This is a genomic window from Streptomyces sp. B21-105, assembly GCF_036898465.1.
In the GTDB taxonomy this organism is placed as follows: domain Bacteria; phylum Actinomycetota; class Actinomycetes; order Streptomycetales; family Streptomycetaceae; genus Streptomyces.
The window spans coordinates 303,821-327,596 of the sequence record NZ_JARUMJ010000001.1 but is presented as its reverse complement, the minus strand read 5'-3'; the positions used below and the strand labels follow the sequence as shown (position 1 = coordinate 327,596).

Below are 23,776 nucleotides of genomic sequence, written 5' to 3'. Positions count from 1 at the left end.
AACCAGAGCCGCCTTCCCAAGTGGAGCCGCCGATCGCGCGCCGACACGGTGAGCCGGACGTCGAGCAGGGCGTCGAGCAGGACGTCGAGGAAGAAGAATGTGCGTAGCACCGTTCTGTTCGGCTCCACCGGAAGGTACGCAGACCATGAGCAGCCAGGACGACCGTTGGGCGAAACTGACAGGCGGGCAAGCCGGAGAGGAGTATGCCCGGCGGTTCGCGCGGTTGGCCGAATCAGGACAGGACGTCCACGGCGAGGCCGCCTTCTGCGACGCGCTGCTGGAGCCCGCCGCCCGAGTACTCGACGCCGGCTGCGGCACCGGGCGGATCGCCATCCGGCTCGCCGAGCTGGGGCACCGCTGCACGGGCGTGGACGTCGACCGCTCGATGCTCGCGGTCGCCCGCCGCCACGCCCCCGCACAGGACTGGATCCACGGTGACCTGGCACACCTGGACGGCCTCGGTCTGGAACCCGGCTTCGACCTGGCGCTCGCGGCCGGAAACGTCATCCCCCTGCTGGCCCCCGGTACCGAACCGGCCGTCGTGCGGCAGCTCGCCGACGTACTGCGCCCCGGCGGGCTTCTGATCACCGGTATGGGACTGGACGCGCAGCACCTGCCGCTGCCGGAACCGACGGTGACGCTGGAGGAGTTCGACGACTGGTGCGCACACGCCGGACTGACGCTTCGGCAGCGCTTCGCCACCTGGTCCGGCGACCCCTACCGCCCCGGCGGCGGCTACGCGGTCAGCGTCCACGCCCGCCCCGTCGCCTGACCCTGGCCCGGTGCCTGGCCGGGCCCGAGGAGTGTCCCGGCCGGGACAGGCCCTGACCTGCCAGGCGTGGATCGCATCCCTCGCTCCCAGCAGATGATCACCCGGCTCGTCGACGGACGCATCTGCGCCTATGACCTGGCTGCCGGCGACCGGGGCGTGCTGTCGCCGGTCCTGGTCTGCCGGCCGTCCGCCGACGAGGACGTCGTCGACCACGCCGTCGCCGCCGGCCTTGCGCACGTCTACGTGGATGGAGCGGCGGCTACCTGAGCCCGGACACCGTCATCGTCACTCTGGGCGGCGAAACCGAGGACGAGGAGGAGTGGTTCCGCCATTACCGCGTGGACGCGCACCTGGGACAGGTGCGCGCCGGGTTCGACGCACGCACGGACAACTCCTACGACCTGCGGCCCCTCGGTGACGGATCCTGGCTCACCACAGACGCGTCGGGCCACCCGATCGGCTGGACCGACTCATAAGGAGGACTCGCGCACGGTCGGAAAAGGGTTTGAGCGAAGCGACGCCCCGCTGTTACTTTCGCGGTGGACCGTGAAGTCGTCGTATGGAGGTGAGACCCGTGAACACAGTTACCCATGGGTGCTCCCCCATCCCGTCACGGTCCGGCGGCTGACGTTCGGTGTCGCCAGGAGCGCCTGAGATCGAGGCACTCCTGGAGGGAGACTCCGATGAACACGAAACCTTTCACATCAGGCCCGGGCGCGAACGCGGTGACGATCACGCGCGTAGCGGAACGGCAATGGCACGCACTGGACGACGACCTGGTGGTCGGTCGCGGGCATGCGGGGCATCGGCCCGACGGACGCTTGTTCGTCAGCGTCGACGCCTGGCACGGCGCCGTCTTCGACCGCCTCGCGGAAGCGATGCTGGCGGCACTGCCGGCGCCGCTGTACACGGTCGTCGACGAGGCGGACATCGAGCTGACGGCCGGCTGGCGGCGGGCCGGGTTCACGATCCGCCGCCGCGAGTGGGAGTACGCCGTGCCGACCGACCCGCGGGTCACCGGGCTCGAAGCGGTCCTGCCGCCCCCTGGCGTGACGATCGTGCCCGCCGGTCACGCGGACGAGGGTCTGCTCCGAGCCGTGGACCGCGCGATCCGTGACGAGGTCGAGGCGACCGTCGGGTGGCAGTCGATGCCCGCGGAGGTGATTCCCCATCCGGAAGGCGACACCGTCGTCGACCCGTCGAAGTACGCGGTGGCCGCGGCGCCGGACCGTTACCTGGGTCTCATCCGGGTGGTGACGGCGATCCGGCCGCGCATCGGACTGATCGCGGTCCGGGCCGGCGAGCAGCGCCGCGGCATCGCGCGGGCGCTGCTGGCCCACGCGCTGGAGACACAGCACCGTTCCGGGTTCGCCGAGGCGTGGACCGAGGTCCACGAGTCCAACCAGGCAGCCTCGGCGCTGTTCGAGGGCGTCTGCGCCCGACCGGTGAGCAGCAACCTGGAGTTGGTGCGATGACCAAGAACAAGAACGTCATCGAAGTCGAGGGCAGGATCGTCGAGTGCCTTCGCAGCGCCATGTTCACCGTGGAGCTGGACAACGGCCACCAGGTGCTCGCACACATCAGCGGGAAGATCCGCAAGAACTACATCAAGATCCTGCTGGAGGACCGGGTGCTGGTGGAGCTCCCGCCGTACGACCTGTCCCGCGGCCGGATCGTGTTCCGGTACCGGAACCAGTCGTAACGGCCGGCCGGCAACCGGTTGTAGCCGACAGAAACTGTTCGTAGTCGGCACCTCCTGCGCCGGCCGACAGCGAGGCCCCGGTCGCGGCGATTTCGTGACCGGGGCCTCGACGACGGGGCGCTCCGCCACGAGCGTGACGCAGTCCCAAGGAACCGCGCGGGAGGGACCAGGTCGCCGCGGCTCGGCGGGAGAAGGTTCGTTCCCGGTGCTGGCCCCCATGGCCTACTCGGCGGTATACAAGCCTGGTCGAACGGAACGACGGCCGTCCGGACGGCGTCGCCGGTGGGCGTGGGTGACCAGGGGGAGGCTCGATGCAGCACGACGCGCGTACGGGGAGAACGGCTGTCGGTCGTGGCAGAAAGGGCGTCACCTTGCTTGCGGCGCTGGGCAGTTGCGCTCTGGTGGCCGCCTCCGCGACACCCGCCGCGGCGCACGGCGGGGGAGGCACGACGCGATACGTCGCGCTCGGCGACTCCTACACCTCCGGTCCCCTCATTCCCCGACAGGTGGACGCCTACTGCGCCCGCTCCGATCACAACTACCCGTCCCTCGTGGCGGGTCGGCTGCGCACGGCCGTCCTGAAGGACGTCAGCTGCGGCGGGGCCACGACCGAGCACATGTGGAAACCGCAGGGAACCAAGAGCCCTCAGCTCGACGCCGTGGGCCGCAACAGTGACATCGTGTCCGTCCAGATCGGCGGCAACGACATCGGCTTCGGCTCCATCATCGGCACCTGCGCCCAGTTGGCCCCGCAGGACCCCACCGGCAATCCGTGCCAGCGCCACTACAGCGCCTCGGGCGTCGACGAGCTCACCGTGGCGATCGCCAAGACCGGGCCGAAGGTCGCCCGGGTGCTGCGGGCCGTGCACGACAGGGCGCCGCATGCCCGCGTCCTCGTCGTCGGCTACCCGGACCTGCTGCCCGACGACGGCAGCGGCTGCGCACCCTCGGTGCCGTTCGCCACGCGCGACTTCCCCTACCTGCGCGACACCGGTAAGCGCCTCAACCTGATGCTGCGTCTGGTGGCGCGCTGGAGCGGCGCGGAGTACGTCGACACCTACGGCCCGACCGTCGGTCACGACATGTGCAAGCCCGCGGACCAGCGGTGGATCGAACCGCTGCGGCCCACCTCGCCCGCCGCACCCGCACACCCCAACGCCAAGGGTGAGGAAGCCATGGCGGGGGCGGTGCTCAAGCGCCTGTCACGCCGGCACGGAAGCCACTGACAGGAAGGGCGGCGGTGTCGCCCGGCCGGCAGGCCCCGGAGGGTAGGCCCTCCGGGGGCGCCGAGCCGGTCTCCGCCGCCGGTCTCGTCCTCGAAAACCTCGAAAGGGGCTCTCGTGGACCGGCTGCAGCCGGGTCGGTGCGTCACCGCGGTTACCGCACCACAGCAGGCCGTCGTGGGCCCGGACGCCGCATTCCGCCGCCGCTGCCGACGGAGCCGCCTGTGCGGAGGGAGCGGCCAGCGTTCCGGCCGGCACCGTGGCCAGCGCGGCGGACATGATGGCTGCCTTGACGTGTTTGCCGAACATGATTCTCCTGTGTTCTCGATGCATGGGCAGGCGTGATCAACAGCAGCCTGCCGACGGTGCGACCGCCCTGTCGACGGACAGACGTCGACCGGCCGATCGGGCAACGGGAAACCCCCGGGAAACGCCCGTCGGCAATGCGGTCGGCCGGCAGCCGACAGATGCGGCGCCAGGCGCTGAGCCCGAACCCCGGGTGGCTGCTGCGCCCGAGCACGGCTCTGGTGAGACGCGAGTCGGTTCCGCTTGGGTGGGACCGGCGGCAGCCCCGCCCCCTGCCAGGCCGGAGCCCCCGGTGTAGCGTTCACCCCTGCTCGTTGCAACGAAGGGCAGGATGGGTTGCGTTAGTGCGGCATCATTGCAACATTTTCATCACGTTCACCTGCGCATACTGCGCTCCCTTGGGGTAAATCAGTTGCCGAAAGTATGAATGCAACGTAGCGTTTCCGGCATGAGGAATGAGGGGGCAAGGGTCTTGGGGGCCGGGAAGCGCGCGTTACACAACGGTGATCGGGCAACGGGGCGGGGGGTCATGGAAACAGCACGGAGCAAAGATCGGGCGATGTCCGACGCCTTCGCCGCTTTCGTGCGCTTCGTGCTGTGCGGCGGGGGAGTGGGGATCGCCTCGAGCTTCGCAGTGGCGGCGCTCGCCTCCTGGACGCCCTGGGTCCTGGCCAACGCCGTGACCACCGTGGTCTCCACGCTCCTCGCCACCGAGCTGCATGCCCGCTTCACCTTCGGTGCCGGCGGACCCGCCACGAGGCGGCAGCATGCGCAGTCGGCCGGGTCCGCGGCAGCCGCGTACGCGGTGACCTGCGTGGCGATGTTCGTTCTGCGGCAGTCGGTGGCGACGCCCGGTGTGGTGCTCGAACAGATCGTGTACCTGTCCGCCACGGGACTCGCCGGTATCGCGCGCTTCGCGGTGCTCCGGCTCGTGGTCTTCGCCCGCAACCGTTCGGACGCCGCGGGCCCCGCGCACGGCGGCCCGCGGGCCACTGACGCCGCCGGCGCGGCCCGTCCCGTGCGTCCGGCAGCCACCCGCGGCGCGGCTCCGACCGACCCGGCGACGCTCTGCCGCGCAGCCTGACCGCTCAGCCGGAGAGCGTGCCTCCCGGGGCTGCGTCCGTCCAGGTCGGCCGGTTCCCGCTCGAGCCGGCCGGGGCCCCGGCGAAGGCTGTGGCGAGCCGGTCGGACAGGGACGCCGCGGCGGGGTGGGGATCGCGACGCGGCGTGATCGTGTAGACGCCGCGGGTCGGGGGGTCGACGAGAGCCACGGCGGTGACGTCGGGTCGCAGCGTGCCCATCAGCACCCCGGGGATCAGCGCGATGGCATGACCGGTGGCGACCAGGGCCAGCTTGCCGGGCAGATCGGCTGCCATGAGATCGATGCGGGCGCTGACTCCGGCACGGGCGGCATGCTGGTGCAAGAGCGCGGCCGAGCCGTCGTTGTCCTCGGCCCAGGTCTGATCGGCGAGCGTCTGCATGCGCACCGGACCGTGCCCGGCCTGCGGATGCCCGACGGGCACCACGACGACCATGTCGTCCAGCCCGAGGAACCGGCGTTCGAGCCGTGGCTCCTCGGGCAGTCCCGGCGGTGCGTCGGTCACGACGGCGATGTCGAGATCGCCGGCGATCACGCGGTCGTGCAGTGCCGCACTCAGGCCGGGCAGCAGGCTCCACCGCAGCGATCCGGTGTCTCTCAGCAGGTCCCGGATGGCCTCGGGGACGACTCCCGCGGCCAGGGACGGCGTTGCGCCGACGGCCAGTGGTCGGTCGTACGCTCCCGCACCGGCCTCCCGTACGGCACGAATGGCGCGGTCGGCCTCGTTGAGCGTGGCCAGAGCATGGCGCCGGAACACCTCGCCGGCAGGCGTCGGACGCATCCCGCGCGCATGGCGTTCCATCAGCGGCACTCCGAGCTGCCGCTCCAGTCCGGCGATCTGCCGCGAGACGGCCGACTGCGTGTGATGGAGCGCGGCAGCCGCCGCCGACAGCGACCCGAGCCGGCACACCGTCACGAAGGTCCGCCACACCGTCAGATCCATGGCACCAGTATGACCATCCGGTATGCATGTCACGCAGGGCTGAGCTGCGAGATCTGCGCTTGTCGCATGCACGGCCGGGCAGGAGCCTGGCGTGCATGACCTCACCGCACACGATCGCCGTCCTCGGTCTGGGCCGCATGGGCGACGCGATGGCGACACGACTGGCCGCCGAGGACTGGGACGTCGTCGGCTGGACACGTTCCGGGCGCACGTCAGGCGCCGTACGCACGACCACCGATGTGAACGAGGCCGTGGCGAAAGCCGGCCTCGTGCTCCTGGCGTTGTTCGACGGTCCGGCCTGCCGGAAGGTCCTCGACGACGTCCGCGGCTCGCTGCGACCGGACACGATCGTGCTGAACACCGGCACCATCGCTCCCGCCGAAGCATCGGAGCTGGCACGGCAGTTCGGCGAATCCTACGTACACGCGCCCGTGCTCGGCTCCGTCCCCGCTGCCTCGGCGGGCGCCCTGCAGATTCTCACCGCCGCCGGCCAGGACGCCTTCGAACGGACCCGGCCCGTGCTCGACGCGCTCGGCACCGTGCGCCGCGTCGACGACGCCGCCACCGCCGCGTCGCTCAAGCTGATCGCCAACAACGGCCTCGCCGGCGCCGTCCTCGCGCTGCGCGACTCACTGCGTCAGTCCGACGCCCTCGGCCTGCCCCGCGCCCAGACGCTGGACGTCCTCGAACTCGGCCAGCTGGGCGCGCTCGTGGCCCGCAAACGACCCTTCCTGGTCGAACGACCCTTTCTGGTCGGCGAGTCGGACACGCTCAGCGCTGAATTCACCATCGGTGCGCTGGCCAAGGACCTGACGTTGCTGACCGCCGCCTCGAACACCCCTCTGCACAGCGCGGCCAGGCTGCTCGACGCCGCCGGCGATCCCGAGTCCGACATCGCCGTCGCCGCGACGGTCCCCGCCGTGCAGGACGCCGTCCTCGAACCGCTCCGCGCCTACATCCGTGGTCACGCCACCGGCGACCCCACCCATTTCCACCGTGCCTTCCTGCCCACCGCCCACATCGAAGGGATCCGGGACGGCGCGTTCGTCTCGTGGCCGCTGGACGAGTACTGCGCCCTCTTCCCCGGCCGGCCGGCCCCCGACGAACCGAACCGGTCTCGCCGGATCGACACCATCGACGTGCACGGCACCGTCGCGACCGCGACCATGACGCTCTCGCACGGCGTGGACACCTTCACCGACATGTTCCTGCTGGTCCGCGTCGACGACGGCTGGCGCATCGCCAACAAGGCCTATCACCGGCGCAGTTGAGTGCGCCGACGGCTGCGCGCCGTGCCGGCACGGGCGACCTGCGGCGGGCGTTCGTGCCGACCGAGGCACCGGCCGTGGATCGGCTGCTCGCCGTCGCCCCGCTCAGGACCAGCGGACGGCATCCCCGAGCACGATCCGACCGGGGCGCAGCACCTGGGCGTACACGCCGGCGCAGGGCTGCGCTCCCATCGACGCCATCGGGGTGACCCGATGCTCCTCGGCCAGGACGCGCAGAGCCGCCGTGTCCGCCGGCAGGGCGCCGTGGGCCAGCGTGGGGATGGCGCAGCGCGGGGTGCGGGCGATGACGCGCAGGACGAGGTCGGCCCCGACGCGCAGGGTCCGGTCGAGCCAGTCGTCTTCCGGGAAGCCCTGCTCGTGAGGAGTGCGGATCACGATGTTGGGGCGGTAGCGCTCCGCCCGGGCGTCGCCGTGCGGGGTGAGTCCAGCGATCCGGGCCAGCGTCGACGTCGTCATCAGGTGGACGGGCGCGAAGTCGAAGAAGGTTCCTTCCGGGGAGCCGATGCCGATGCGGCTCGTCCGCGTGCTGACCGGCTGCCGCGTGTCGTCCTGGCGCAGTACCTCTTCGGGGTGGGCACGGTCGAGGATCGCCTCGTGCGGCGGGGTGTCGGTGATCAGGACGGGGCGGCCGACGATCTTTGACAGCGCGTAGTTCACCCCCGGGTCCGTCGAGCACAGTTCCTTGCCGTCCGATGCGGTGATGCGTACCGCGGACGTCCCGGCCGTCGCCGTCATGGTGAGCAGACGGCGCCACAGGCGGGGGTGTTTGGCGCTGGCGACCTTGCCGGTCTCCTCGTCGACCAGGGCCAGTCGGCGGTCCTGGTCGAGCCCCCTTGGGGTGACGTCGGTGAGGGGGATCTCCTCCCCGAGCATCGACTTCACCGGATAGCGCAGGAGCCGGTCGACCACTCCCGGTGGTGTCGATCGTGCCGGTGTCATCGGCACAGTATCCGGAGCCGGGTCGGCGCAGGGCAAGGCCGGTCCCTCCCCGGCCCGCACGGCACCGGCTTCAACAGCGCAGGGGAGCAGCCGAGTTCAGGGACGCGCGGTCCACCGATTATGATCTTGATCATGTCTGTGCAGAACTCCGACAAGACCCTTTCCCGCAAGCAGAGGCTGCAGGAGAAGCAGCGCCGTCAGCTTGCGGTGGTGGACACCGTGGACAAGGCCGAGGCCAAGGTCCGCAAGGCTGAGATCGAACTGGCCGTGGCCGTCACCGAGGCCGTGCAGGTGTTCGGCGACGAGCACGCCGCGTCCGAGGGGCTGGACATGCCGGTCGAAGCCGTCCGGCGCTTTCTCGGGATGGCGCGGGACGAGGCGTCCCATGCCGGTGCCGGCGATGCCTCCGAGGTCACGGGCGAGTCCTGAGCCGGCGGTGTCGCCGCTCGGTCACCGGGCAGGCGGCACCGCCCAGGCCCCGGTCCTCCTGGGCGAACACCCGTGCGGCACGGCACGCCGACGACACCCCCGCTACCGAAGCCCCCGTACGGCGAACTCATTGCCGTCCGGGTCGAGCATGCGCAGTCGGCCGCCGCCGCCCTCACCGCTGTCGGTGCGCTTCGCGCCGAGCGAGATCAGGCGTTCCGTCTCCGCTTCGCCATCGGCGTCGGCGGGGAGCGCAAGCTCCAAGTACAGCCTGTTCGTACCCGTCTTCGGCGCCACCGGCGGACCACCCCAAGTGATTTTCGTACCGCCGTCAGGCGACTGGATCGCGGTCTCCTGGTCCTGGTCCCAGACCAGCGGCCACCGCAGCGCCTCGCTCCAGAAGTAGCCGACATCCTGCGTACCGTCGCAGGCCAGTGCCCCGATGAAGCCGGTGCCGGCGAGGAACGTGTTGCCCGCTTCGATGACGCAGAACTCGTTGCCTTCCGGATCGGCGAGCACCACGTGCCCCTCTTCCGGGAGTTGGCCCACGTCGATGTGGGTCCCGCCGAGTTCCAGGGCCCTGGCCACGGTCAGTCGCTGATCCTTCGGGGAGGTGCTCGTGAGGTCGAAGTGCGCCTGGTTCTGGCCGGACTTCGGCTCCTGGCCGGGCAGGAAACGGATACGGAATCCGGCGGGATCAGGGGGCAGGATCGCGACGTCGTCGCCCGGACCGTCGGCCGACTCCCAGCCCAGTACCCCGGACCAGAATCGCGCCAGATCGGACGGCCGGGCGGCGTTGAAGCAGATCGCGAACAGTCGACTGGTCATGCCCCCGAGTGTCTCCCATCCACTGACGTTGCGAGCACCCCTTTTCACGGCCTGCCCCGGAGTCGTCGTCCGACTGTGTCAACCGCCTGCGGCGGCGTCCTCGGTCTCCCAGCGCAGCAGGTCGCCCGGCTGGCACTCGAGCACCTCGCAGAGCGCGGCGAGCGTGGCGAAGCGCACGGCCCGTGCGCGGCCGTTCTTGAGCACCGCGAGGTTGGCGGGCGTGATCCCGACGCGGTCCGCCAGTTCGCCCACGGACATCTTCCGCTTGGCGAGCATCACGTCGATGTCGACGGAGATCGGCATCAGATCACCCCGTCCAGCTCGGCCTGCATCCGCACCGCTTCGACGTCGCGCGCCACGGCCTGGACGAGCAGCGTCCGCAGCACGAGCACGATGAGCGCGATCCCCAGGATGGCCACGCCGACCCCGCCCATGATGAGGGTGACGCCCGGGTCGTCCCGCTGGCCGGGCGCGTTGACGGCCGTCACCGCGAACCACAGGAGGGCGGCCGCCACGATCGAGCCGATCACGCCGTCGACGTACCGGAAGGCGGAGTGGGAGAACACGGTTCCGCGACGCACCATCGTCACCAGTCGCCATACGCACACGACGGCGAACTGAACCGTCGCCATGCCCAGAATCGTGATCACGCGCAACGGGGTCAACGGCAGGGACCCGTCCTCCGGGTCGGTGGCCAGTGCCCACACCATCGACGCCTGTACGAACACGGTGCCGGCGAGCACCACCACGAGCACGGCGCGCAGCGCACGTACGGTCAGCTTTCCCACGACCCCATCCTTCCATCGAGCAGCGATGGAAATCTATCGTTATTCGATCGATCGGGCAAGAGCTGGGTGGGTTTGGGCGGGCGAGGGCCGGGGTGGATCGGCGGTGGTCCGCCCATGGTGAGGCCCATCCGGAGCCCGGACAGGGCCCCTGGACGGCGGCTTGCGCTGGAGTGCGCTCCAAGGCGTAGCGTCGCGGACGCCGCGGCACACGAACCCGTGCCGCCCGGTCTCTCACGGGATGCCGAGCGGTGGAATCCATCGGTTGATGGATGAGGGCGTGGGTTTCGTGGCGTCCGGACGACGAACGAGTACGCAGGGAAAGGCTGGGATACGGCATGCGGAAGCGCAGTCTGCGGGACCTCCAGGTATCGGCCGTCGGCCTGGGGTGCATGGGTATGTCCGCCTTCTACGGATCCACCGATCAGGAGGAGGGGATCGCGACCATCCGGCGCGGCCTGGAGCTCGGGGTGAACTTCCTCGACACCGCGCAGATGTACGGGCCCCTCACCAACGAGTCACTCGTCGGCGAGGCGATCCGGGGGCATCGCGAGGAGTATGTGATCGCGACGAAATTCAACTACCGGATGGACGACGCGGTACCCGGCGACATCAGCACGGTCGGCCCCCAGGACGGCTCGGCCGAGCACGTCCGCAGTTCGGTCCACGGTTCCCTGGAGCGACTGGGCACCGACCACATCGACCTCTACTACCAGCACCGGGTCGACCCGAACGTCCCCATCGAGGAGACGGTCGGTGCGCTGGCCGAACTGGTCGCCGAGGGCAAGGTGCGGTTCATCGGCCTGAGTGAGGCGAGCGCGGACACCGTCCGGCGCGCCCACGCCGTTCACCCGATCACCGCGGTGCAGAGCGAGTACTCGCTGTGGTCACGGGACGTGGAGGCCGAGGTGCTGCCCGCCTGCCGTGAGCTGGGCGTCGGTTTCGTCCCGTACTCGCCGCTCGGCCGCGGCTTCCTCGCCGGACGGTTCGCCTCGCTGGACGAGCTGGACGCGAACGACTGGCGCCGCGAGAACCCGCGCTTCCAGGACGTCAACCTGAAGGCGAACCTGCGGCTGGCGGAGAAGGTCAAGGAGATCGCAGCCGAGAAGGAGGTGACTCCGGCCCAGCTGGCCATCGCCTGGGTGCTGGCCCAGGGGGAGGACCTCGTGCCGATCCCGGGCACCAAGCGCCGCACCTACCTGGAACAGAACGCCGCCGCGACGGCCGTCGCGCTGACCGAGGACGACCTGGCCCGCATCGACGCGGAGCTGCCCGAGGCGGCGGGTCAGCGATACGACGAGGCGGGGATGCGGAGCGTCAACCGCTGATGCCCCGACCGAGCAGGCGCACCACGGGACCCCGACGGGTCCCGTGGTGTCCGCTGCCGGCCGGGGCGACCAGGACGCGCACGACGGTCGTCCGGCCCGAGTGACCTGCCCGGGAACCCGACGTGGCGACCGGGAGTCAGGCTCTGGCGGCCAGGGCTTCGACTTCGAACAGGACGTCAGGCGCGGCCAGGGCCGCCACACCGATGAGGGTCTGCGTGGGCGGTTCCGTACCCCAACCCTCATGTACGGCCGCGGCGATCGGCCCCAGCTTGCTGACGTCATGGTTCACCACGTACGTCCTGAGCTGGACGACGTGGCTGAGGTCGAGCCCGTGCGCGGCAAGAGCGACGCCGATGTTGTGGAACGTTTGCCGCACCTGCTCGGTGAAGTCGGCCGAGACGACTGCGCCGTCCGGGCCCGACCCGTACTGACCCGCGACCAGCACCAGTTCGGCTGCGGCGGGGACGACGGCGGTATGGCTGTATCCGAACGGCGTCGGGTCGTGCAGACCTGCCGGGTTGACCAGGGCGGGAGCTGTGCGGAGCGCCTCTTGCGGGCGATGGGTCCATGTCATGCGGGTAAGCCTCGCAAGGTATACATGACACCGTGTGTCGCGTATACCGGTAGGGTTTTCCGTATGCGCGCCGACCGTCTGGTATCGCTGGTGCTGCTTCTCCGGCAGCACGGCCGGCTGTCCGCGACCACGCTGGCCCGCGAGCTGGAGGTGTCCACTCGCACGGTGCTGCGCGACATCGAGGCGCTGTCCGCAGCCGGCGTCCCGGTCTACGCCGAGCGTGGTCGGCGCGGCGGATTCGCCCTGCTGCCCGGCTTCCAGACGGAGCTCACCGGACTGAACCATGACGAGGCACTCGCCCTGCTGGTCGCCGGATCACGCCCCGGCGCGCAGGCGTTCGGCCTCGGCGGGGCGCTCGCCTCGGCCATGCGCAAAGTGGTCGACGCGTTGCCCGAAAGCCATCGGGCCACCGCTGCCGGCGCGGCTCAGCGCGTGCTCATCGACCCCGAGACCGACCTCCTCGCGCGCCGGCTGGTCGCCGAGGAGGTGCCCGACACCGTGGTCACCGAGGTCCGGCGGGCGGTGTTCGCCGGACACAGGCTGCGCATCCACTACGCGGCCGTCGGCCAGAGTCCGAAATGGCGCACGGTGGACCCGATAGGCCTCGTCACAGTACGCGACCAGGGCTACCTGCTGGCCACGCGGTCCGGCACGGAGCGCACTTACCGGCTGTCCCGGCTCCTTGCCGCAGAGGAACTCGCCGAACCGGCACGACGACCCGACCGGATCGATCTGGACCGCGTCTGGCGGGAACGCAGCACACGGTTTCGCACCGGCGGCGACCAAGTCACCGTGCTGGTACGGGTGAGCCCGACACGTCGGGAGGAGCTGGTGGGCACCGCGTTGGCTGTCGTCGCCGAAGTGACGGACGCGGACGGCTGGTTGCGACTGGAGGCGACCTTCCAGGATGCGAGGCACGCCGACTGGGCGGTGTGGCAGCTCGCCGTGGACGCCGAGGTCCTCGCCCCGCGCTGGTTGCGCGACTCACTGCGGGAGCGTGCCGCCGCGATCGCCCGCCGCTACGAACGGTGAGCGGCGGTGAGCGGTCGTCCTGCGAGGCGCCGCTCAAGGCGGCCGGGTCTCCCGGCGAGGTGGTGCGGCGGCGGGACATGACTGTGGGCCCCGGGGTCTTCCCGGGGCCCACAGACCGGCTGCCGGCAGGTTACCAGCGATACCAGCGGCCCTTGCGGCCGCCGGTGTCCGCACTGCGCATGACGAAGCCGAGCAGCCAGACGGCCAGCACGATGACGGCGATCCACCACAGTGCCTTCAGCGCGAAACCCGCACCGAAGAGGACCAGGGCCAGCAGAAGAACGAGAAGCAGGGGAACCATAGTTATCAACCTCCGATGGTCCTCGTGCCCGGCAAATCGAAGAACACGCAGTGGTTTCCCCTGGTTTCTTCACCGTTCTTGCGGGTACCGGGCCGCCGGTCGGACCAGAGGATGAGCCGCCGATGACGCCGTCAGCGTGATTCGGGGCCGGCACCGCAACCGCCGTGGACCTTGCGCGCCTCCTGTCCAGCAGAACCAGCAGACGCCGGTGAGGAGACCAACGTGACGACCACTGCCCCCGAACACTTCACCCCCCACGCTTACGTCGCCGCCCACGCTCACGTCGCCCCCCATGCCTACGTCGACCCCTACGCCGTCGACGCGACCGAAGCGCTCTGGCCGGCCGCCCCGGACGACTACGATCAGGGCGCCGACGCACACCTGCTGCCGCCGCCCAACCCCGCCGAGCGCCTCAGCATCGGCATCAGCCCCCGCGACCATCGGCGTCTCGACCTGCACGCGGCGCTCACCGCGGCAGGCATCCCGCCCCGCCCCGAGGACCGCGACGCCATCGAACAGCTCAGCGCCCTGTCCGGCAGCGTCAACGCCGCCCTCCAGCGGTGGTTGCACCACCCGAAGTGACCGGGCAGGACACTGTCCATCAAGGTCCATCGAGCCCGTTCGGTCCGGACGCCCACCGCACCCGCCTCACCGAAGTGGCGGACCTCCCGCCCGGTCGTGCGGAAGCGATGCCCGCCGTGTTCACCAGCCGCCTGCGCTGAACGGCCAGAGCCCGGCTGCACGGTGGGACACGAAGACCTCCGTGCGGTGTGTTCCCGGACAGCTCCACCGCATCGGAGGTCTCCGCCCTGTTCAAGACCCGCCGGTGTCGACCACGCTCGTGATCAGTACATCTAGGACGCCGAGCACGCGGCCGTCACCGATGGCGTGCCCGCCGCGGCCGAGGTGCTCGCGAGGAAGCCGAAGGTGGTGCTCGCCCCAGCCGGCACCGTCCCGTTCCATCCGGCGTTGCGTACCGTCGTCCCGGTCTGCGCGCCGTTCCAGACCTGGGTGACCCGGCTGCCCGCCGGGAGCGTCAGATTCACCGTCCAGGAGGAGATCGCCGCCGTGGACGAGGTGTTGGTGACCGTCACCTCGCCCTGGTAGCCGTCCTGCCACACCGACACGGCCCGGAATGCCGCGGAGCAGCCGCCGCTGCCGGGGTCCCCGGGGTCGCCGGGGTCGCCCGGGGTGAGCAGGGACGACAGCGCCGGGTACCAGCGGGCCGCCATCTTGGCGTCGCCGGAGGCGTTGGGGTGGACGCCGTCGTAGGTGTCGGTGGCGCTGTCGAAGCCCGTCCACTGGTCGACGACGGTCACCGGCGACTGCGCGGTGGTGATGCCCTGCGCCCAGGCTGGGATGCGCTGGTTGAAGGCCACGGTACGGGCGGCGCACTCGGCGCAGCTGCTCGGATTGATCGGGATGAGCTGGGCGACCAGCACCTTCATCGACGGGTTGGCGGCCCGCATCTGGCCGACCAGTTTGGTGTACGCGGCGAGGAGGGTGTCCGGCGCGATGCTGCTCCAGACGTCGTTGGTGCCGAAGTGCATGACAACGATGTCCGGCCGGGTTGCCGCCAGCCAACCGGGCAGCAGGTTCTGGTCGGCGGTCGCGGTGGCCTGGAAGCCGCCGTGGCCTTCGTTGTCGGCGTCGTGCGTGAGGGCGCAGCTCTGGGCGTTCAGTGTGCCGACGAAGTCGATGTCGGTGTAACCGGCGTTCTGCAGCTGGTTCCAGAGCAGGGAACGCCAGCAGCCGGGGGAGCCGGTGATGGAGTCGCCGAGCGGCATGATCCGTACCGGGGCCGCCGCTGCCGAGGCGGCGGCGGACGGGGCGCCGGTCAGGCCTGGGCCTGCGGCGACCACGACCAGGGCGGCCAGGAACGTGGCCAGGAGGGGACGATGTCTGCTGCTGCGCACGGGGTTTCCTTCCCGGAGTGGGGGCGGGAGCGGGAGTGCGGTGCGCGCGGCGTGGGAGCGCTCCCATATCCGCGTACCGTTTATCAAGCCACTGTTGACGCTGGCACGTCAATATCTCGGACGGGTCGGGACGGTGCCGTGTCCGACCGGATCCGTCCGCCGATATCGGTGACCTTCTTCGCTGACACAGCGACCCCTGGCGTCCGTATTCGTTGTCAGGACAGCGGCCGGGCACGCTGGACAAGGTGAGTGCCTGGCGGACCACAGGAGAGCAGGCGCGCATGAACCCCAGTGCTCACATCGAGGCCGTCTACGCACAGGTCTGCCGGCGCAACGCCGGTGAGAGCGAGTTCCATCAGGCGGTGGGAGAGGTGCTGCACACGCTGGCGCCGGCGTTGCAGGCGCATCCGGAGTACGTCGACGCGTTGATCGCCGAGCGGCTGTGCGAGCCCGAGCGGCAGCTGATCTTCCGGGTGCCGTGGGTCGACGACGCGGGGCGGGTCCAGGTGAACCGGGGATTCCGGGTGGAGTTCAGCAGCGCGCTCGGCCCCTACAAGGGCGGTCTGCGCTTCCACCCGAGCGTCAACCTCGGCATCGTGAAGTTCCTGGGCTTCGAGCAGATCTTCAAGAACGCGCTGACCGGTCTGGCGATCGGCGGCGGGAAGGGCGGTTCGGACTTCGACCCCAAGGGCCGCAGCGACCACGAGGTCATGCGTTTCTGCCAGGCGTTCATGACCGAGCTGTACCGGCACCTGGGCGAGCACACCGACGTCCCCGCCGGTGACATCGGGGTGGGCGGGCGCGAGATCGGCTACCTCTTCGGCCAGTACAAGCGGATCACCAACCGTTTCGAGGCGGGGGTCCTGACCGGCAAGGGGGTCTCCTGGGGTGGCTCGCAGGCCCGGACGGAGGCCACCGGCTACGGCGCGGTGTACTTCGCGCAGGAGATGCTGGCCACGCGCGGACACGGGCTCGACGGCCGCAAGGCCGTGGTCTCCGGCTCGGGCAACGTGGCGCTCTACGCGATCGAGAAGGTGCACGCCCTTGGCGGATCCGTAGTGGCCTGTTCGGACTCGTCCGGATTCCTGGCCGACACGGACGGCATCGACCTGGACCTGCTGAAAACGGTCAAGGAGGTGCGGCGGGCCCGCCTGTCGGCCTATGCGGAGGCCAAGCCCGGGGCGCGGTTCTCCGAGCGGGGCTCGGTCTTCGAGGTGCCCTGCGACATCGCGCTGCCGTGTGCCACACAGAACGAACTGGGCGGACAGGAGGCCGGGGCCCTGGTGAAGAACGGCGTCCTGGCCGTCGCGGAGGGCGCCAACATGCCGTGCACCCCGGAGGCGATCGAGGTCTTCCGTGAGGCGGGCGTCCTCTTCGGCCCCGGCAAGGCCGCGAACGCGGGCGGTGTGGCCACCTCCGCGCTGGAGATGCAGCAGAACGCCTCCCGTGACGTGTGGACCTTCGAGCAGACCGAGACGCGTCTCGCGGCTGTCATGCGGGGTGTCCACGCCCAGTGCCGGGCCACCGCGGAGACATACGGAGGCACCCCCGACGACTACGTCCTGGGCGCCAACATCGCGGGCTTTCTGAGGGTGGCGGAGGCGATGACCGCTCAGGGCGTCGTATAGCGCGGGTCGTCGGGGACGCGGCGCGACCGGATGCCGGGCGGGGCGGGAACGGGATCCGCAGTGCGGCGCGCCCGTCCCGCGTCGCCCGCCTCGCGGGCCCGCCGTTCATGGACGGCGGGCTGCCGATGTCGCCGCGGGGACGCCCCTGGAACCAGGCGGCTCCCGCTCGACCGTTACGGCGCTCAGCAGCATCACGTAGAACGGCTGCGTGTGATAGACGACGGTCGCCACCGAGATGGAGGTGTCCTCGTACGACTCGAAGAGGAACGCCCAGTTGAAGACGATGAAGACACCGCCCAGGGCGGCCAGGCCCAGCTTCTTAGGGGCGAAGCCGTGGTTCTTGAAGAAGCCGCGCGCCAGGCAGTAGAGGCCGAGCGTCGCCGTGCCGAACAGGCAGCGGAAGAAGACCACGTTGAACGGCGAGGCGCGGGACTCGATGACGAAGACGCCGAGGGTGCCGGAGAGCACCATGGCGAGGGTCAGCTCGACCGTCGGCCGAGTGTCAGTACTCGTGACTCCACCCACGCGTAAACGCGCGGGCTTCCTGCGTCGGCGGCTAAGCCGCCGCGCAGAGGGCCAGCCCGGCCCTGTTGAGGACGTTCGTCGCGCCGACGTGGTCCGCGTTCGCCGCGAACCCGCACGCTGTGCATGCGAACTTCGCTTGGGTGGCGCGGTTCTCTTTCGCGACATGCCCGCATTCGGGGCATGTGCGGGAGGTGTTGCGCGCGTCCACCGGGACCACGAGGCGACCGGCACTCTCGGCCTTGTTCGCCAGGATTCCGAGGAACTGCGCCCAACCCGCGTCGAGGATGCTGCGGTTGAGTCCGGCCTTCGCGGCAGCGCCGTTCGGCAGGAAGCTGCCGGGCTGTTCGGGGTCGGTCTTGGGTGCGGGGCTTTTGGTCATGCCCGCCGTGCTGAGCCGCTCGTGGGCGATCACGTCGTGGCCGGTGATGAGCGCGCGGGCGGTCTTGTGGTGGAAGTCGGCGCGCTGCCGCCTGATCTTGCCGTGCAGCTTGGCGACCTTCCGGGCGGCGGCGCGGTGGCGCTTGGTGCGCTGCCGGGTCCGCTTGGGGAACGTCGCGAGGTGCCGCTGCGCTTCGGCCAGCTCGTCGGCCATCGCTTGAAGGAAGCGCGGGTTGCCGACGTGTTCGCCGTCCGAGGTGGTCAGGAAGTGGGCGACGCCCATGTCGATACCGACGACCGCCCCGGTAGGCGGCAGCTCCTCGGCGGGCACCTCGTCGCAGGCAAGGACGACGTACCAGCGGTTCCCCTCACGCTTCACCGAGACCGTCTTGACGCGGCCGTGCACGGGCCGATGCCGGTGCACGCGGATATGCCCGACACCTTGCAGACGGACGCGGGTCTGCGCGTCGTGGGGGGTGGAGTCCCAGCGGCAGCCGTCGCCGTCCTTGGGGAAGGTGACGGTGTCGAAGTGTCCGACGCCTTTGAAGCGCGGGCAGCCCGGCGTCCGGCCGGCCTTGACCCGGCGGAAGAACGCCTGGAACGCCTTGTCCAGGCGGCGCAGGGTGGCTTGCTGGGAGGAGAAGGACCAGCGGCCCTGCCGCTCGGGATCGAACGCGCGGATCTCCTTGAGCTGGGCGGACTGGTCGCCGTAGCGGACACTGGTCTTCGAGGTGTGCCGGTAGGCGTCCCGGCGCTCTTGCAGCGCGCCGTTGTAGAGGGAGCAGTGATCCCGCAGCATCTCGCCGAGCGCTGCCGTCTGACGGGCCGTGGGGCGCAGGAGGAACTGTACGCGCGGATCACGAGCCGTCCCCCTTCTTCCACGGTCGTTCCCACTGGGTGTTGATGTACTTCTCGACCGTGGCTGGCGACACGGCGCCGGCCGAGGCAGCGAAGTACGACGACGACCACAGCGTGGGCATCCGTGACTTCAGGTGCCCGAACTCCTCGCGCAGCACGCGGGAGGTGAAGCCCTTGAACTGGTTCGCCACGTACGACGCCGACGACTTCGCATCGTGCTTCACGAACAGGTGCACGTGGTCGGGCATCACCTCAAGGGCGATGATCTCCCACCCGCGTTCGTCTGCCTTCTGCCGGATCAGTTCGTCCAGTCGTTCCGCGACCCGGCCGTCGAGGACCGGACGGCGGTACTTCGGGCACCACACCACGTGGAGCCCGAGGTCGTACACGCCGCTGGAGAATCGGCGAACCTTCCTGGTCACGGCCACACGATTACTATACACGCGCCGCAGGTCTAGTGCGGCAGAGAGGTGGGCTCAGGTGAACAGTGCGGATCCGTGAACCCAGTTGAGGTCAGAGCAGGGCTCAGAAGCCATTCCCCACCCCGCTAAAGCGGGGCGTCCCCTGGCTAGGTCCTGATGGTGAGATGCCTTTCCAAGGGGAAGGGGAGTGGGGGTCACTGGAGGGGGACCGCGTACTGCAGTCCGCCTCGCGTGAACAGTTCGTTGAGCCCTCGCGGCACATCCGGATTCGTGTCCGGCCCGAGGTTGCGGACCTGTGACATAGGAACTCTCTTTGCCGAATTGCTGAGACTGCGCAACATTCTTCAGGCGGCCCGATAGAGAAGTCCGTAAATCTCGTTCGGCTTCGCAGATGACTCCTGTCTGTTTCGTCGATCGGATAAAGCCGATACGTTTATGAGCGGCATGCGGACCGCTCATGAAATCCAGGCACTCCGCCGTTCCGGCCGGCGGTGATGCTCTCCATGGCGCCGATGGTCAGCACGCCCTCGGGCTGTGCGTCCGGGGACGCGGCGCCCCGTGCCTCGTCCGCCAGGGCCGGCGTCTGCCCCGCGTAGGGCAGCAGCCGCGTCCCCGCCGGGGCCGGCTTCACCTTGCCCCCGAACCGCTCGGCCCCCCGGGGACGCTTCAAGGCTCTGGATCTGTGCGGTCACCGAGGACTGCGCGCAGTTCAGTTCGGCCGCGGCCCGGGTGGTGCTCCCCGGCGCGGCCAGGCGGTGAGAGGTTCGGAGTTGCCGGATGTCCATTCTGGTCTCTCCCGGAGGGGCTCGACGGAGGCGACCCGCAGTGGTCGACACCCTCGAGCCTGCCGACCACCCCCCTTCCCCCGGAAGGGCCTTCACCTGGCACACAGTGCCCACGACACCCATGTGCCGGACCCCGAGACCGGGTTGCGGCGAACGGTTCGGCGGGAGGAGGGGTCTTGCCGGGAGGAGAGGTCCGCAGGGCGTTGCCCCCGTCCTTCCTCCGGCCCGTTCCGTTCACCGGTTCCTGGGCGGACGGCGGGCGACTTCGGTGGTATGGGACCGCTCTGCCGGTGAATTGATGAGCCCACGACGAACCGACGACCTGTATCGCGCGGACGCCGAATCGCTCTGTTTCTCACCGGCCGTGTGACGGGATTCGGGCGGGTTCCGAGAATTCCCCTGAGCCGTGGGCGCGTCGAACCGGGACAAATTTCTGTACACGCGAGACGCTGCCCGTCATGGACACACCTTCTCCGCACCGGTTCGACGACCTCACCGCGCTCTACGTCAACTGCACCCTCAAACCGTCCCCCCAGCTCAGTCACACACAAGGCCTGGTGGACAGAAGCCGCGCGATCATGGACGCACAGGGAGTGACGACGGACGAGATCAGGGCCGTCGACCACGACATCGCCACCGGCGTGTACCCCGACATGACCGAGCACGGCTTCGCCGCCGACGAGTGGCCGGCGCTCTACGAGAGGGTGATGGCCGCCGACATCCTGGTCGTGGCCGGCCCGATCTGGCTGGGCGACAACAGCTCGGTGACCAAGAAGGTCGTCGAGCGCCTCTACGCCTGTTCCTCAATGCTCAACTCCCAAGGCCAGTACGCCTACTACGGCCGGGTCGGCGGCTGTCTGATCACCGGCAACGAGGACGGCGTCAAGCACTGCGCGATGAACGTCCTCTACAGCCTGCAGCACCTCGGGTACACGATCCCGCCCCAGGCGGACGCCGGCTGGATCGGTGCGGCCGGCCCCGGGCCGTCGTACCTCGACCCCGGCTCGGGCGGCCCCGAGAACGACTTCACCAACCGCAACACCTCCTTCATGACCTGGAACCTCATGCACATGGCCGCCCTGCTCAAACGCGCCGGGGGTATCCCCGCCCAGGGCAACCAGCGTTCGCGATGGGACGCGGACTGCCGCGCGGACGCCGACAACCCCGAGCACCGCTGAAGCCGGGTCCCGGTCCCGGGACCCGCGCGACGCGAGCTGTTTCGCAGCGGCTCGGACCGCGCCACGCCGGACTCCTGGCCGGGCGTCCGCCGGTGTTCCGTGTGTCCCTCGCCCACGGCGGGGTCCTGCGCTGTTTGAATCGCCCCATGACCATCAGTGATGACGCGACTCTTTTCGGTAACCGGTTCCTCACGGTTCCCGCCCCCTCGGAGACCTTCCCCGAGAAGGGCATGGCGGCGACCGACGCGATGCGGCTCGTGGACGTGGATCTCGCCATGGAGGGCGACCCGCAACGCAACCTCGCCACGTTCGTCACCACGTGGATGGAGCCGGAGGCGCAGCGGCTGATCGCCGAGAACCTGCACCGCAACTTCATCGACCACGCGGAGTACCCCATCTCCGCCGAGATCGAGCGGCGTTGCGTGCGCATGCTCGCCGATCTCTTCCACGCGCCGGGCAGGACCACGGGCTGTCGGACGCAAGGGTCGTCCGAGGCGATCATGCTCGGCGCGCTGTCGCTGAAGTGGAAGTGGCGTCGGCGCCGCCAGGCCGCCGGTCTGTCGACCGACCGGCCCAATCTCGTCTTCGGCGGCGACGTCCACGTCGTGTGGGAGAAGTTCTGCCGCTATTTCGACGTCGAGCCGCGGATCGTGCCGCTCGCCGAGGGCAAGTACACGATCGGCCCGCAGGACGTGGAGCCCCGCATCGACGAGAACACGATCGGCGTCGTCGCCGTCCTCGGCACCACGTTCACCGGCCACAAGGACGACGTCGTCGGGATCGACACACTCCTGAGGGACGTCCGCGCCAAGCGCGACCTCGACATCCCGATCCATGTCGACGGCGCCAGCGGGGCGTTCGTGTGGCCTTTCCTCTACCCGGACTCGGCATGGGACTTCCGGCTCGAGCAGGTCCGTTCGATCAACGTGTCCGGCCACAAGTACGGCCTGGTCTACCCCGGCATCGGATGGCTCGTCTTCCGCGAGGAGTCCGACCTTGCCGAGGACCTGGTGTTCTACGAGAACTACCTGGGCAAGACCGACGCGACGTTCACACTGAACTTCTCGACCGGCGCCTCGATGGTGCTCGCGCAGTACTACAACTTCGTGCGGCTGGGGCGCCAGGGCTACACCTACGTCATGCGGATGATGCAGGACAACGCCCGGGCGCTGGCGGACAACCTGCGCGGCAGCGGCCGATTCGAGGTGATCGGGAGCGACCTCGAGCAACTGCCGCTCGTCGCCTTCCGTCTCGTCGGCCGGCACTCCTACGACGAGTCCGACATCGCCTGGCAGCTCTCGGCCGAACGCGGATGGATGGTGCCGGCGTACACGCTTCCGCCCGGCGCGGAGCGGGTGAAGATCCTGCGCGCCCTGGTCAAGGAGACGCTGAGCCGCGAGCAGGTCGACCGCCTGAGCCAGGACATCGCCGACGCGTGCCGCACCTTGGACGACAAGGGCGCGACCCACGGCATCGAGCGCAACCAGGTCAAGCGCGGCACCGGCTACTGACGACACGCGGCGAAGCGGTGTCGCCCCGCCCGACCTCGACCAGCGGCCGCTGAGGGGGGCGACCCGCCGGCAGCGGGCGCGGTCTCGGCGAAGGCCCCGTTCGACGGATCTCCCGAGGACGCCGGGCGCGGCGGGAGCACTATGAGTGTTCGCCGAGTTGGAGGACGCCCGCGAAGGAGAAGCACAGGGCGCCGATGAGAGTGCCCCAGTTGGCGATGTCGGCGTTGACGAGGCTGCCGGTGGCCGGGCGGGTGTAGGCGGCGAGCGCCGAGACCATGAACAGGACGGACCCCAGCTGGTTGACGGCGACGATCCACCAGCCGAGGTCGTGCGGCCGGACGCCGAACCGCCCGTGGCAGATTTCGGCGAAGGCCAGGTGGCCGGAGAGCAGGAAGAGGACGCAGCCGATCACGTCGGGCGCCCAGATCAGCCGGTTGGCCTGCCGGGCGGTCAGTCCCTGGAGGAAGGAGTCCAGCAGATCGACGGCGAAGACGAGTGTGCCCGCGAAGAGGACGAAGGTGCTCAGCCAGTCCACCCGTGTCGGCTCGTAGCTCCACCATCGCCAGGGGCATGTGACCAACTGTCCTTCGCCGCCAGGGACGTGGCGGGGCGCGTTGATCGCCTGGAGCAGCGATGCGTACCCGCCGGTGGTGAAGAAGAGGCCGCCCGTGAAATAGACCGAGGCGCACTCGGTGGCGTCGGCGGCGCCGAACTGGGCGACGGCCGCGCCGGCCGTGAAGAGGGCGCCCCCGATGACGAACGCGATCGCGGCGATGTCGCCCAGCCGACGCAGACGAGTGCGGGAGACAGCGTCCGCTCGGATGTGACGAGTGGTTGCGGCGTGGGGAGGACGGACGGCGAGCACCCCACGCCGCCGCGCGAGCCGGGACTCCCAGACGGCGGTGCCACCGTCGGGCAGGCGCCAGGTGAGCCGGGTGGTGAACGGTCCCGCGCCATCGGCGCGCTGCTCAGGTTGCCCCACGGGCCGAGCCTAGAACGGCCGGCAGGACCGAGGACGACTGAAACGC

Annotated in this window: 26 protein-coding genes and 3 pseudogenes; 15 read left to right on the top strand and 14 right to left on the bottom strand. The window is 70.0% G+C overall.

The features are described from left to right. Positions 1-145: 145 nt before the first annotated feature. The 7 genes from QA802_RS01215 to QA802_RS01185 all read left to right on the top strand — a co-directional run bounded on the left by QA802_RS01215 (position 146) and on the right by QA802_RS01185 (position 5,087). Positions 146-772, top strand: a complete 627-nt coding sequence (locus QA802_RS01215; protein ID WP_334517480.1) for a class I SAM-dependent methyltransferase — start codon at positions 146-148, stop codon at positions 770-772. A 66-nt stretch (positions 773-838) separates the two neighbouring features. Then, complete coding sequence (locus QA802_RS01210) at positions 839-1,039, top strand: hypothetical protein (RefSeq protein ID WP_334517478.1); 201 nt, start codon at positions 839-841, stop codon at positions 1,037-1,039. Positions 1,040-1,110: 71 nt separating this feature from the next. Beyond that, the gene (locus QA802_RS01205; protein WP_334517476.1) at positions 1,111-1,248 is read left to right on the top strand and encodes a hypothetical protein; all 138 of its coding nucleotides are present in this window, start codon (positions 1,111-1,113) and stop codon (positions 1,246-1,248) included. A 207-nt stretch (positions 1,249-1,455) separates the two neighbouring features. Beyond that, positions 1,456-2,247, top strand: a complete 792-nt coding sequence (locus tag QA802_RS01200) for a GNAT family N-acetyltransferase (RefSeq protein ID WP_334517474.1) — start codon at positions 1,456-1,458, stop codon at positions 2,245-2,247. Then, on the top strand, positions 2,244-2,474 hold the full coding sequence (infA, locus tag QA802_RS01195; RefSeq protein ID WP_319168321.1) for a translation initiation factor IF-1: 231 nt from the start codon (positions 2,244-2,246) through the stop codon (positions 2,472-2,474). Before QA802_RS01200 ends, infA begins: the two co-directional genes overlap by 4 nt. A 311-nt stretch (positions 2,475-2,785) precedes the next feature. Continuing rightward, the gene (locus QA802_RS01190) at positions 2,786-3,700 is read left to right on the top strand and encodes an SGNH/GDSL hydrolase family protein (protein ID WP_334517472.1); all 915 of its coding nucleotides are present in this window, start codon (positions 2,786-2,788) and stop codon (positions 3,698-3,700) included. Between the two features lie 832 nt (positions 3,701-4,532). Next, positions 4,533-5,087 (top strand): GtrA family protein, encoded by a 555-nt coding sequence (locus QA802_RS01185; RefSeq protein ID WP_334517470.1) that lies wholly within the window; start codon positions 4,533-4,535, stop codon positions 5,085-5,087. 4 nt (positions 5,088-5,091) lie between these two features. Here QA802_RS01185 and QA802_RS01180 read toward each other — a convergent pair whose 3' ends face one another. Beyond that, positions 5,092-6,045 carry a LysR family transcriptional regulator gene (locus tag QA802_RS01180; RefSeq protein ID WP_334517468.1) on the bottom strand — a complete coding sequence of 318 codons (954 nt, stop codon included), beginning with the start codon at positions 6,043-6,045 and terminating at the stop codon, positions 5,092-5,094. Between the two features lie 95 nt (positions 6,046-6,140). Here QA802_RS01180 and QA802_RS01175 point away from each other — a divergent pair, with 95 nt between their 5' ends. Further along, positions 6,141-7,316: a nuclear transport factor 2 family protein gene (locus tag QA802_RS01175; RefSeq protein WP_334517466.1), complete on the top strand. Its 1,176-nt coding sequence runs from the start codon at positions 6,141-6,143 to the stop codon at positions 7,314-7,316. Positions 7,317-7,418: 102 nt separating this feature from the next. Here QA802_RS01175 and QA802_RS01170 read toward each other — a convergent pair whose 3' ends face one another. After that, positions 7,419-8,273, bottom strand: coding sequence for an MOSC domain-containing protein (locus QA802_RS01170; protein WP_334517465.1), 855 nt, complete (start codon positions 8,271-8,273; stop codon positions 7,419-7,421). Between the two features lie 132 nt (positions 8,274-8,405). Here QA802_RS01170 and QA802_RS01165 point away from each other — a divergent pair, with 132 nt between their 5' ends. Continuing rightward, a complete protein-coding gene (locus tag QA802_RS01165) occupies positions 8,406-8,702 on the top strand; it encodes a hypothetical protein (protein ID WP_334517464.1) in 297 nt (98 codons plus the stop codon). Positions 8,703-8,804: 102 nt separating this feature from the next. Here the strand turns inward: QA802_RS01165 and QA802_RS01160 are convergent, their stop codons facing one another. The 3 genes from QA802_RS01160 to QA802_RS01150 all read right to left on the bottom strand — a co-directional run bounded on the left by QA802_RS01160 (position 8,805) and on the right by QA802_RS01150 (position 10,315). Beyond that, the gene (locus QA802_RS01160) at positions 8,805-9,527 is read right to left on the bottom strand and encodes a VOC family protein (protein WP_334517463.1); all 723 of its coding nucleotides are present in this window, start codon (positions 9,525-9,527) and stop codon (positions 8,805-8,807) included. A 78-nt stretch (positions 9,528-9,605) separates the two neighbouring features. Then, on the bottom strand, positions 9,606-9,830 hold the full coding sequence (locus QA802_RS01155) for a helix-turn-helix domain-containing protein (protein WP_334517461.1): 225 nt from the start codon (positions 9,828-9,830) through the stop codon (positions 9,606-9,608). Then, the gene (locus QA802_RS01150) at positions 9,830-10,315 is read right to left on the bottom strand and encodes a DUF2975 domain-containing protein (RefSeq protein ID WP_334517459.1); all 486 of its coding nucleotides are present in this window, start codon (positions 10,313-10,315) and stop codon (positions 9,830-9,832) included. The genes QA802_RS01155 and QA802_RS01150 overlap by 1 nt, the downstream gene beginning before the upstream one ends. Positions 10,316-10,650: 335 nt before the next feature. On the opposite strand from QA802_RS01150, the gene QA802_RS01145 reads away from it, so the two are divergent. Further along, positions 10,651-11,640 carry an aldo/keto reductase gene (locus tag QA802_RS01145; protein WP_334517457.1) on the top strand — a complete coding sequence of 330 codons (990 nt, stop codon included), beginning with the start codon at positions 10,651-10,653 and terminating at the stop codon, positions 11,638-11,640. Between the two features lie 136 nt (positions 11,641-11,776). Here the strand turns inward: QA802_RS01145 and QA802_RS01140 are convergent, their stop codons facing one another. Beyond that, complete coding sequence (locus tag QA802_RS01140) at positions 11,777-12,214, bottom strand: RidA family protein (RefSeq protein WP_334517455.1); 438 nt, start codon at positions 12,212-12,214, stop codon at positions 11,777-11,779. A 63-nt stretch (positions 12,215-12,277) separates the two neighbouring features. On the opposite strand from QA802_RS01140, the gene QA802_RS01135 reads away from it, so the two are divergent. After that, complete coding sequence (locus QA802_RS01135; RefSeq protein WP_334517453.1) at positions 12,278-13,246, top strand: helix-turn-helix transcriptional regulator; 969 nt, start codon at positions 12,278-12,280, stop codon at positions 13,244-13,246. Between the two features lie 130 nt (positions 13,247-13,376). On the opposite strand, the gene QA802_RS01130 is transcribed toward QA802_RS01135, so the two are convergent. Further along, positions 13,377-13,547, bottom strand: a complete 171-nt coding sequence (locus QA802_RS01130; protein ID WP_057577173.1) for a hypothetical protein — start codon at positions 13,545-13,547, stop codon at positions 13,377-13,379. Between the two features lie 222 nt (positions 13,548-13,769). Here QA802_RS01130 and QA802_RS01125 point away from each other — a divergent pair, with 222 nt between their 5' ends. Continuing rightward, entirely contained in the window at positions 13,770-14,129 is a 360-nt protein-coding gene (locus QA802_RS01125) for a hypothetical protein (protein WP_334517452.1), read from the top strand. A 272-nt stretch (positions 14,130-14,401) separates the two neighbouring features. Here the strand turns inward: QA802_RS01125 and QA802_RS01120 are convergent, their stop codons facing one another. After that, positions 14,402-15,463 carry a GDSL-type esterase/lipase family protein gene (locus QA802_RS01120; protein ID WP_443042062.1) on the bottom strand — a complete coding sequence of 354 codons (1,062 nt, stop codon included), beginning with the start codon at positions 15,461-15,463 and terminating at the stop codon, positions 14,402-14,404. A gap of 281 nt (positions 15,464-15,744) precedes the next feature. Here QA802_RS01120 and gdhA point away from each other — a divergent pair, with 281 nt between their 5' ends. Then, positions 15,745-17,091 (top strand): NADP-specific glutamate dehydrogenase, encoded by a 1,347-nt coding sequence (gdhA, locus tag QA802_RS01115; protein ID WP_334517451.1) that lies wholly within the window; start codon positions 15,745-15,747, stop codon positions 17,089-17,091. 174 nt (positions 17,092-17,265) lie between these two features. On the opposite strand, the pseudogene QA802_RS01110 reads toward gdhA, so the two are convergent. From QA802_RS01110 to QA802_RS41430, 5 genes and pseudogenes are all read right to left on the bottom strand, one after another. Beyond that, positions 17,266-17,562: pseudogene (locus QA802_RS01110) on the bottom strand (EamA family transporter); the annotation flags it as partial. 85 nt (positions 17,563-17,647) lie between these two features. Further along, positions 17,648-18,855: pseudogene (locus QA802_RS01105) on the bottom strand (RNA-guided endonuclease InsQ/TnpB family protein). Next, positions 18,852-19,280 carry an IS200/IS605 family transposase gene (gene tnpA / locus QA802_RS01100; RefSeq protein WP_334517450.1) on the bottom strand — a complete coding sequence of 143 codons (429 nt, stop codon included), beginning with the start codon at positions 19,278-19,280 and terminating at the stop codon, positions 18,852-18,854. The pseudogene QA802_RS01105 and the gene tnpA overlap by 4 nt, the downstream one beginning before the upstream one ends. A 427-nt stretch (positions 19,281-19,707) precedes the next feature. Beyond that, entirely contained in the window at positions 19,708-19,944 is a 237-nt protein-coding gene (locus QA802_RS01095; protein WP_334517449.1) for a hypothetical protein, read from the bottom strand. A gap of 46 nt (positions 19,945-19,990) precedes the next feature. Further along, a pseudogene (locus QA802_RS41430) lies at positions 19,991-20,059 on the bottom strand (hypothetical protein); the annotation flags it as partial. A 458-nt stretch (positions 20,060-20,517) separates the two neighbouring features. On the opposite strand from QA802_RS41430, the gene QA802_RS01090 reads away from it, so the two are divergent. Continuing rightward, positions 20,518-21,237, top strand: a complete 720-nt coding sequence (locus QA802_RS01090; RefSeq protein WP_334517447.1) for a flavodoxin family protein — start codon at positions 20,518-20,520, stop codon at positions 21,235-21,237. A 146-nt stretch (positions 21,238-21,383) separates the two neighbouring features. Then, positions 21,384-22,748, top strand: coding sequence for a glutamate decarboxylase (gad, locus tag QA802_RS01085; RefSeq protein WP_334517445.1), 1,365 nt, complete (start codon positions 21,384-21,386; stop codon positions 22,746-22,748). Positions 22,749-22,887: 139 nt separating this feature from the next. Here gad and QA802_RS01080 read toward each other — a convergent pair whose 3' ends face one another. After that, positions 22,888-23,730: a hypothetical protein gene (locus QA802_RS01080; protein WP_334517443.1), complete on the bottom strand. Its 843-nt coding sequence runs from the start codon at positions 23,728-23,730 to the stop codon at positions 22,888-22,890. Positions 23,731-23,776: the final 46 nt, after the last annotated feature.

Excerpts from the sequence above, each read along its gene's own strand:
- gad (WP_334517445.1), top strand. The coding sequence starts at position 21,384 with ATGACCATCAGTGATGACGCGACTCTTTTCGGTAACCGGTTCCTCACG.
- QA802_RS01200 (WP_334517474.1), top strand. The coding sequence starts at position 1,456 with ATGAACACGAAACCTTTCACATCAGGCCCGGGCGCGAACGCGGTGACG.
- QA802_RS01145 (WP_334517457.1), top strand. The coding sequence starts at position 10,651 with ATGCGGAAGCGCAGTCTGCGGGACCTCCAGGTATCGGCCGTCGGCCTG.
- QA802_RS01135 (WP_334517453.1), top strand. The coding sequence starts at position 12,278 with ATGCGCGCCGACCGTCTGGTATCGCTGGTGCTGCTTCTCCGGCAGCAC.
- QA802_RS01160 (WP_334517463.1), bottom strand. The coding sequence starts at position 9,527 with ATGACCAGTCGACTGTTCGCGATCTGCTTCAACGCCGCCCGGCCGTCC.
- QA802_RS01215 (WP_334517480.1), top strand. The coding sequence starts at position 146 with ATGAGCAGCCAGGACGACCGTTGGGCGAAACTGACAGGCGGGCAAGCC.
- QA802_RS01180 (WP_334517468.1), bottom strand. The coding sequence starts at position 6,045 with ATGGATCTGACGGTGTGGCGGACCTTCGTGACGGTGTGCCGGCTCGGG.
- QA802_RS01185 (WP_334517470.1), top strand. The coding sequence starts at position 4,533 with ATGGAAACAGCACGGAGCAAAGATCGGGCGATGTCCGACGCCTTCGCC.
- QA802_RS01170 (WP_334517465.1), bottom strand. The coding sequence starts at position 8,273 with ATGACACCGGCACGATCGACACCACCGGGAGTGGTCGACCGGCTCCTG.
- gdhA (WP_334517451.1), top strand. The coding sequence starts at position 15,745 with ATGAACCCCAGTGCTCACATCGAGGCCGTCTACGCACAGGTCTGCCGG.
- QA802_RS01140 (WP_334517455.1), bottom strand. The coding sequence starts at position 12,214 with ATGACATGGACCCATCGCCCGCAAGAGGCGCTCCGCACAGCTCCCGCC.
- infA (WP_319168321.1), top strand. The coding sequence starts at position 2,244 with ATGACCAAGAACAAGAACGTCATCGAAGTCGAGGGCAGGATCGTCGAG.
- QA802_RS01165 (WP_334517464.1), top strand. The coding sequence starts at position 8,406 with ATGTCTGTGCAGAACTCCGACAAGACCCTTTCCCGCAAGCAGAGGCTG.
- QA802_RS01130 (WP_057577173.1), bottom strand. The coding sequence starts at position 13,547 with ATGGTTCCCCTGCTTCTCGTTCTTCTGCTGGCCCTGGTCCTCTTCGGT.
- QA802_RS01175 (WP_334517466.1), top strand. The coding sequence starts at position 6,141 with ATGACCTCACCGCACACGATCGCCGTCCTCGGTCTGGGCCGCATGGGC.
- QA802_RS01190 (WP_334517472.1), top strand. The coding sequence starts at position 2,786 with ATGCAGCACGACGCGCGTACGGGGAGAACGGCTGTCGGTCGTGGCAGA.
- QA802_RS01155 (WP_334517461.1), bottom strand. The coding sequence starts at position 9,830 with ATGCCGATCTCCGTCGACATCGACGTGATGCTCGCCAAGCGGAAGATG.
- QA802_RS01090 (WP_334517447.1), top strand. The coding sequence starts at position 20,518 with ATGGACACACCTTCTCCGCACCGGTTCGACGACCTCACCGCGCTCTAC.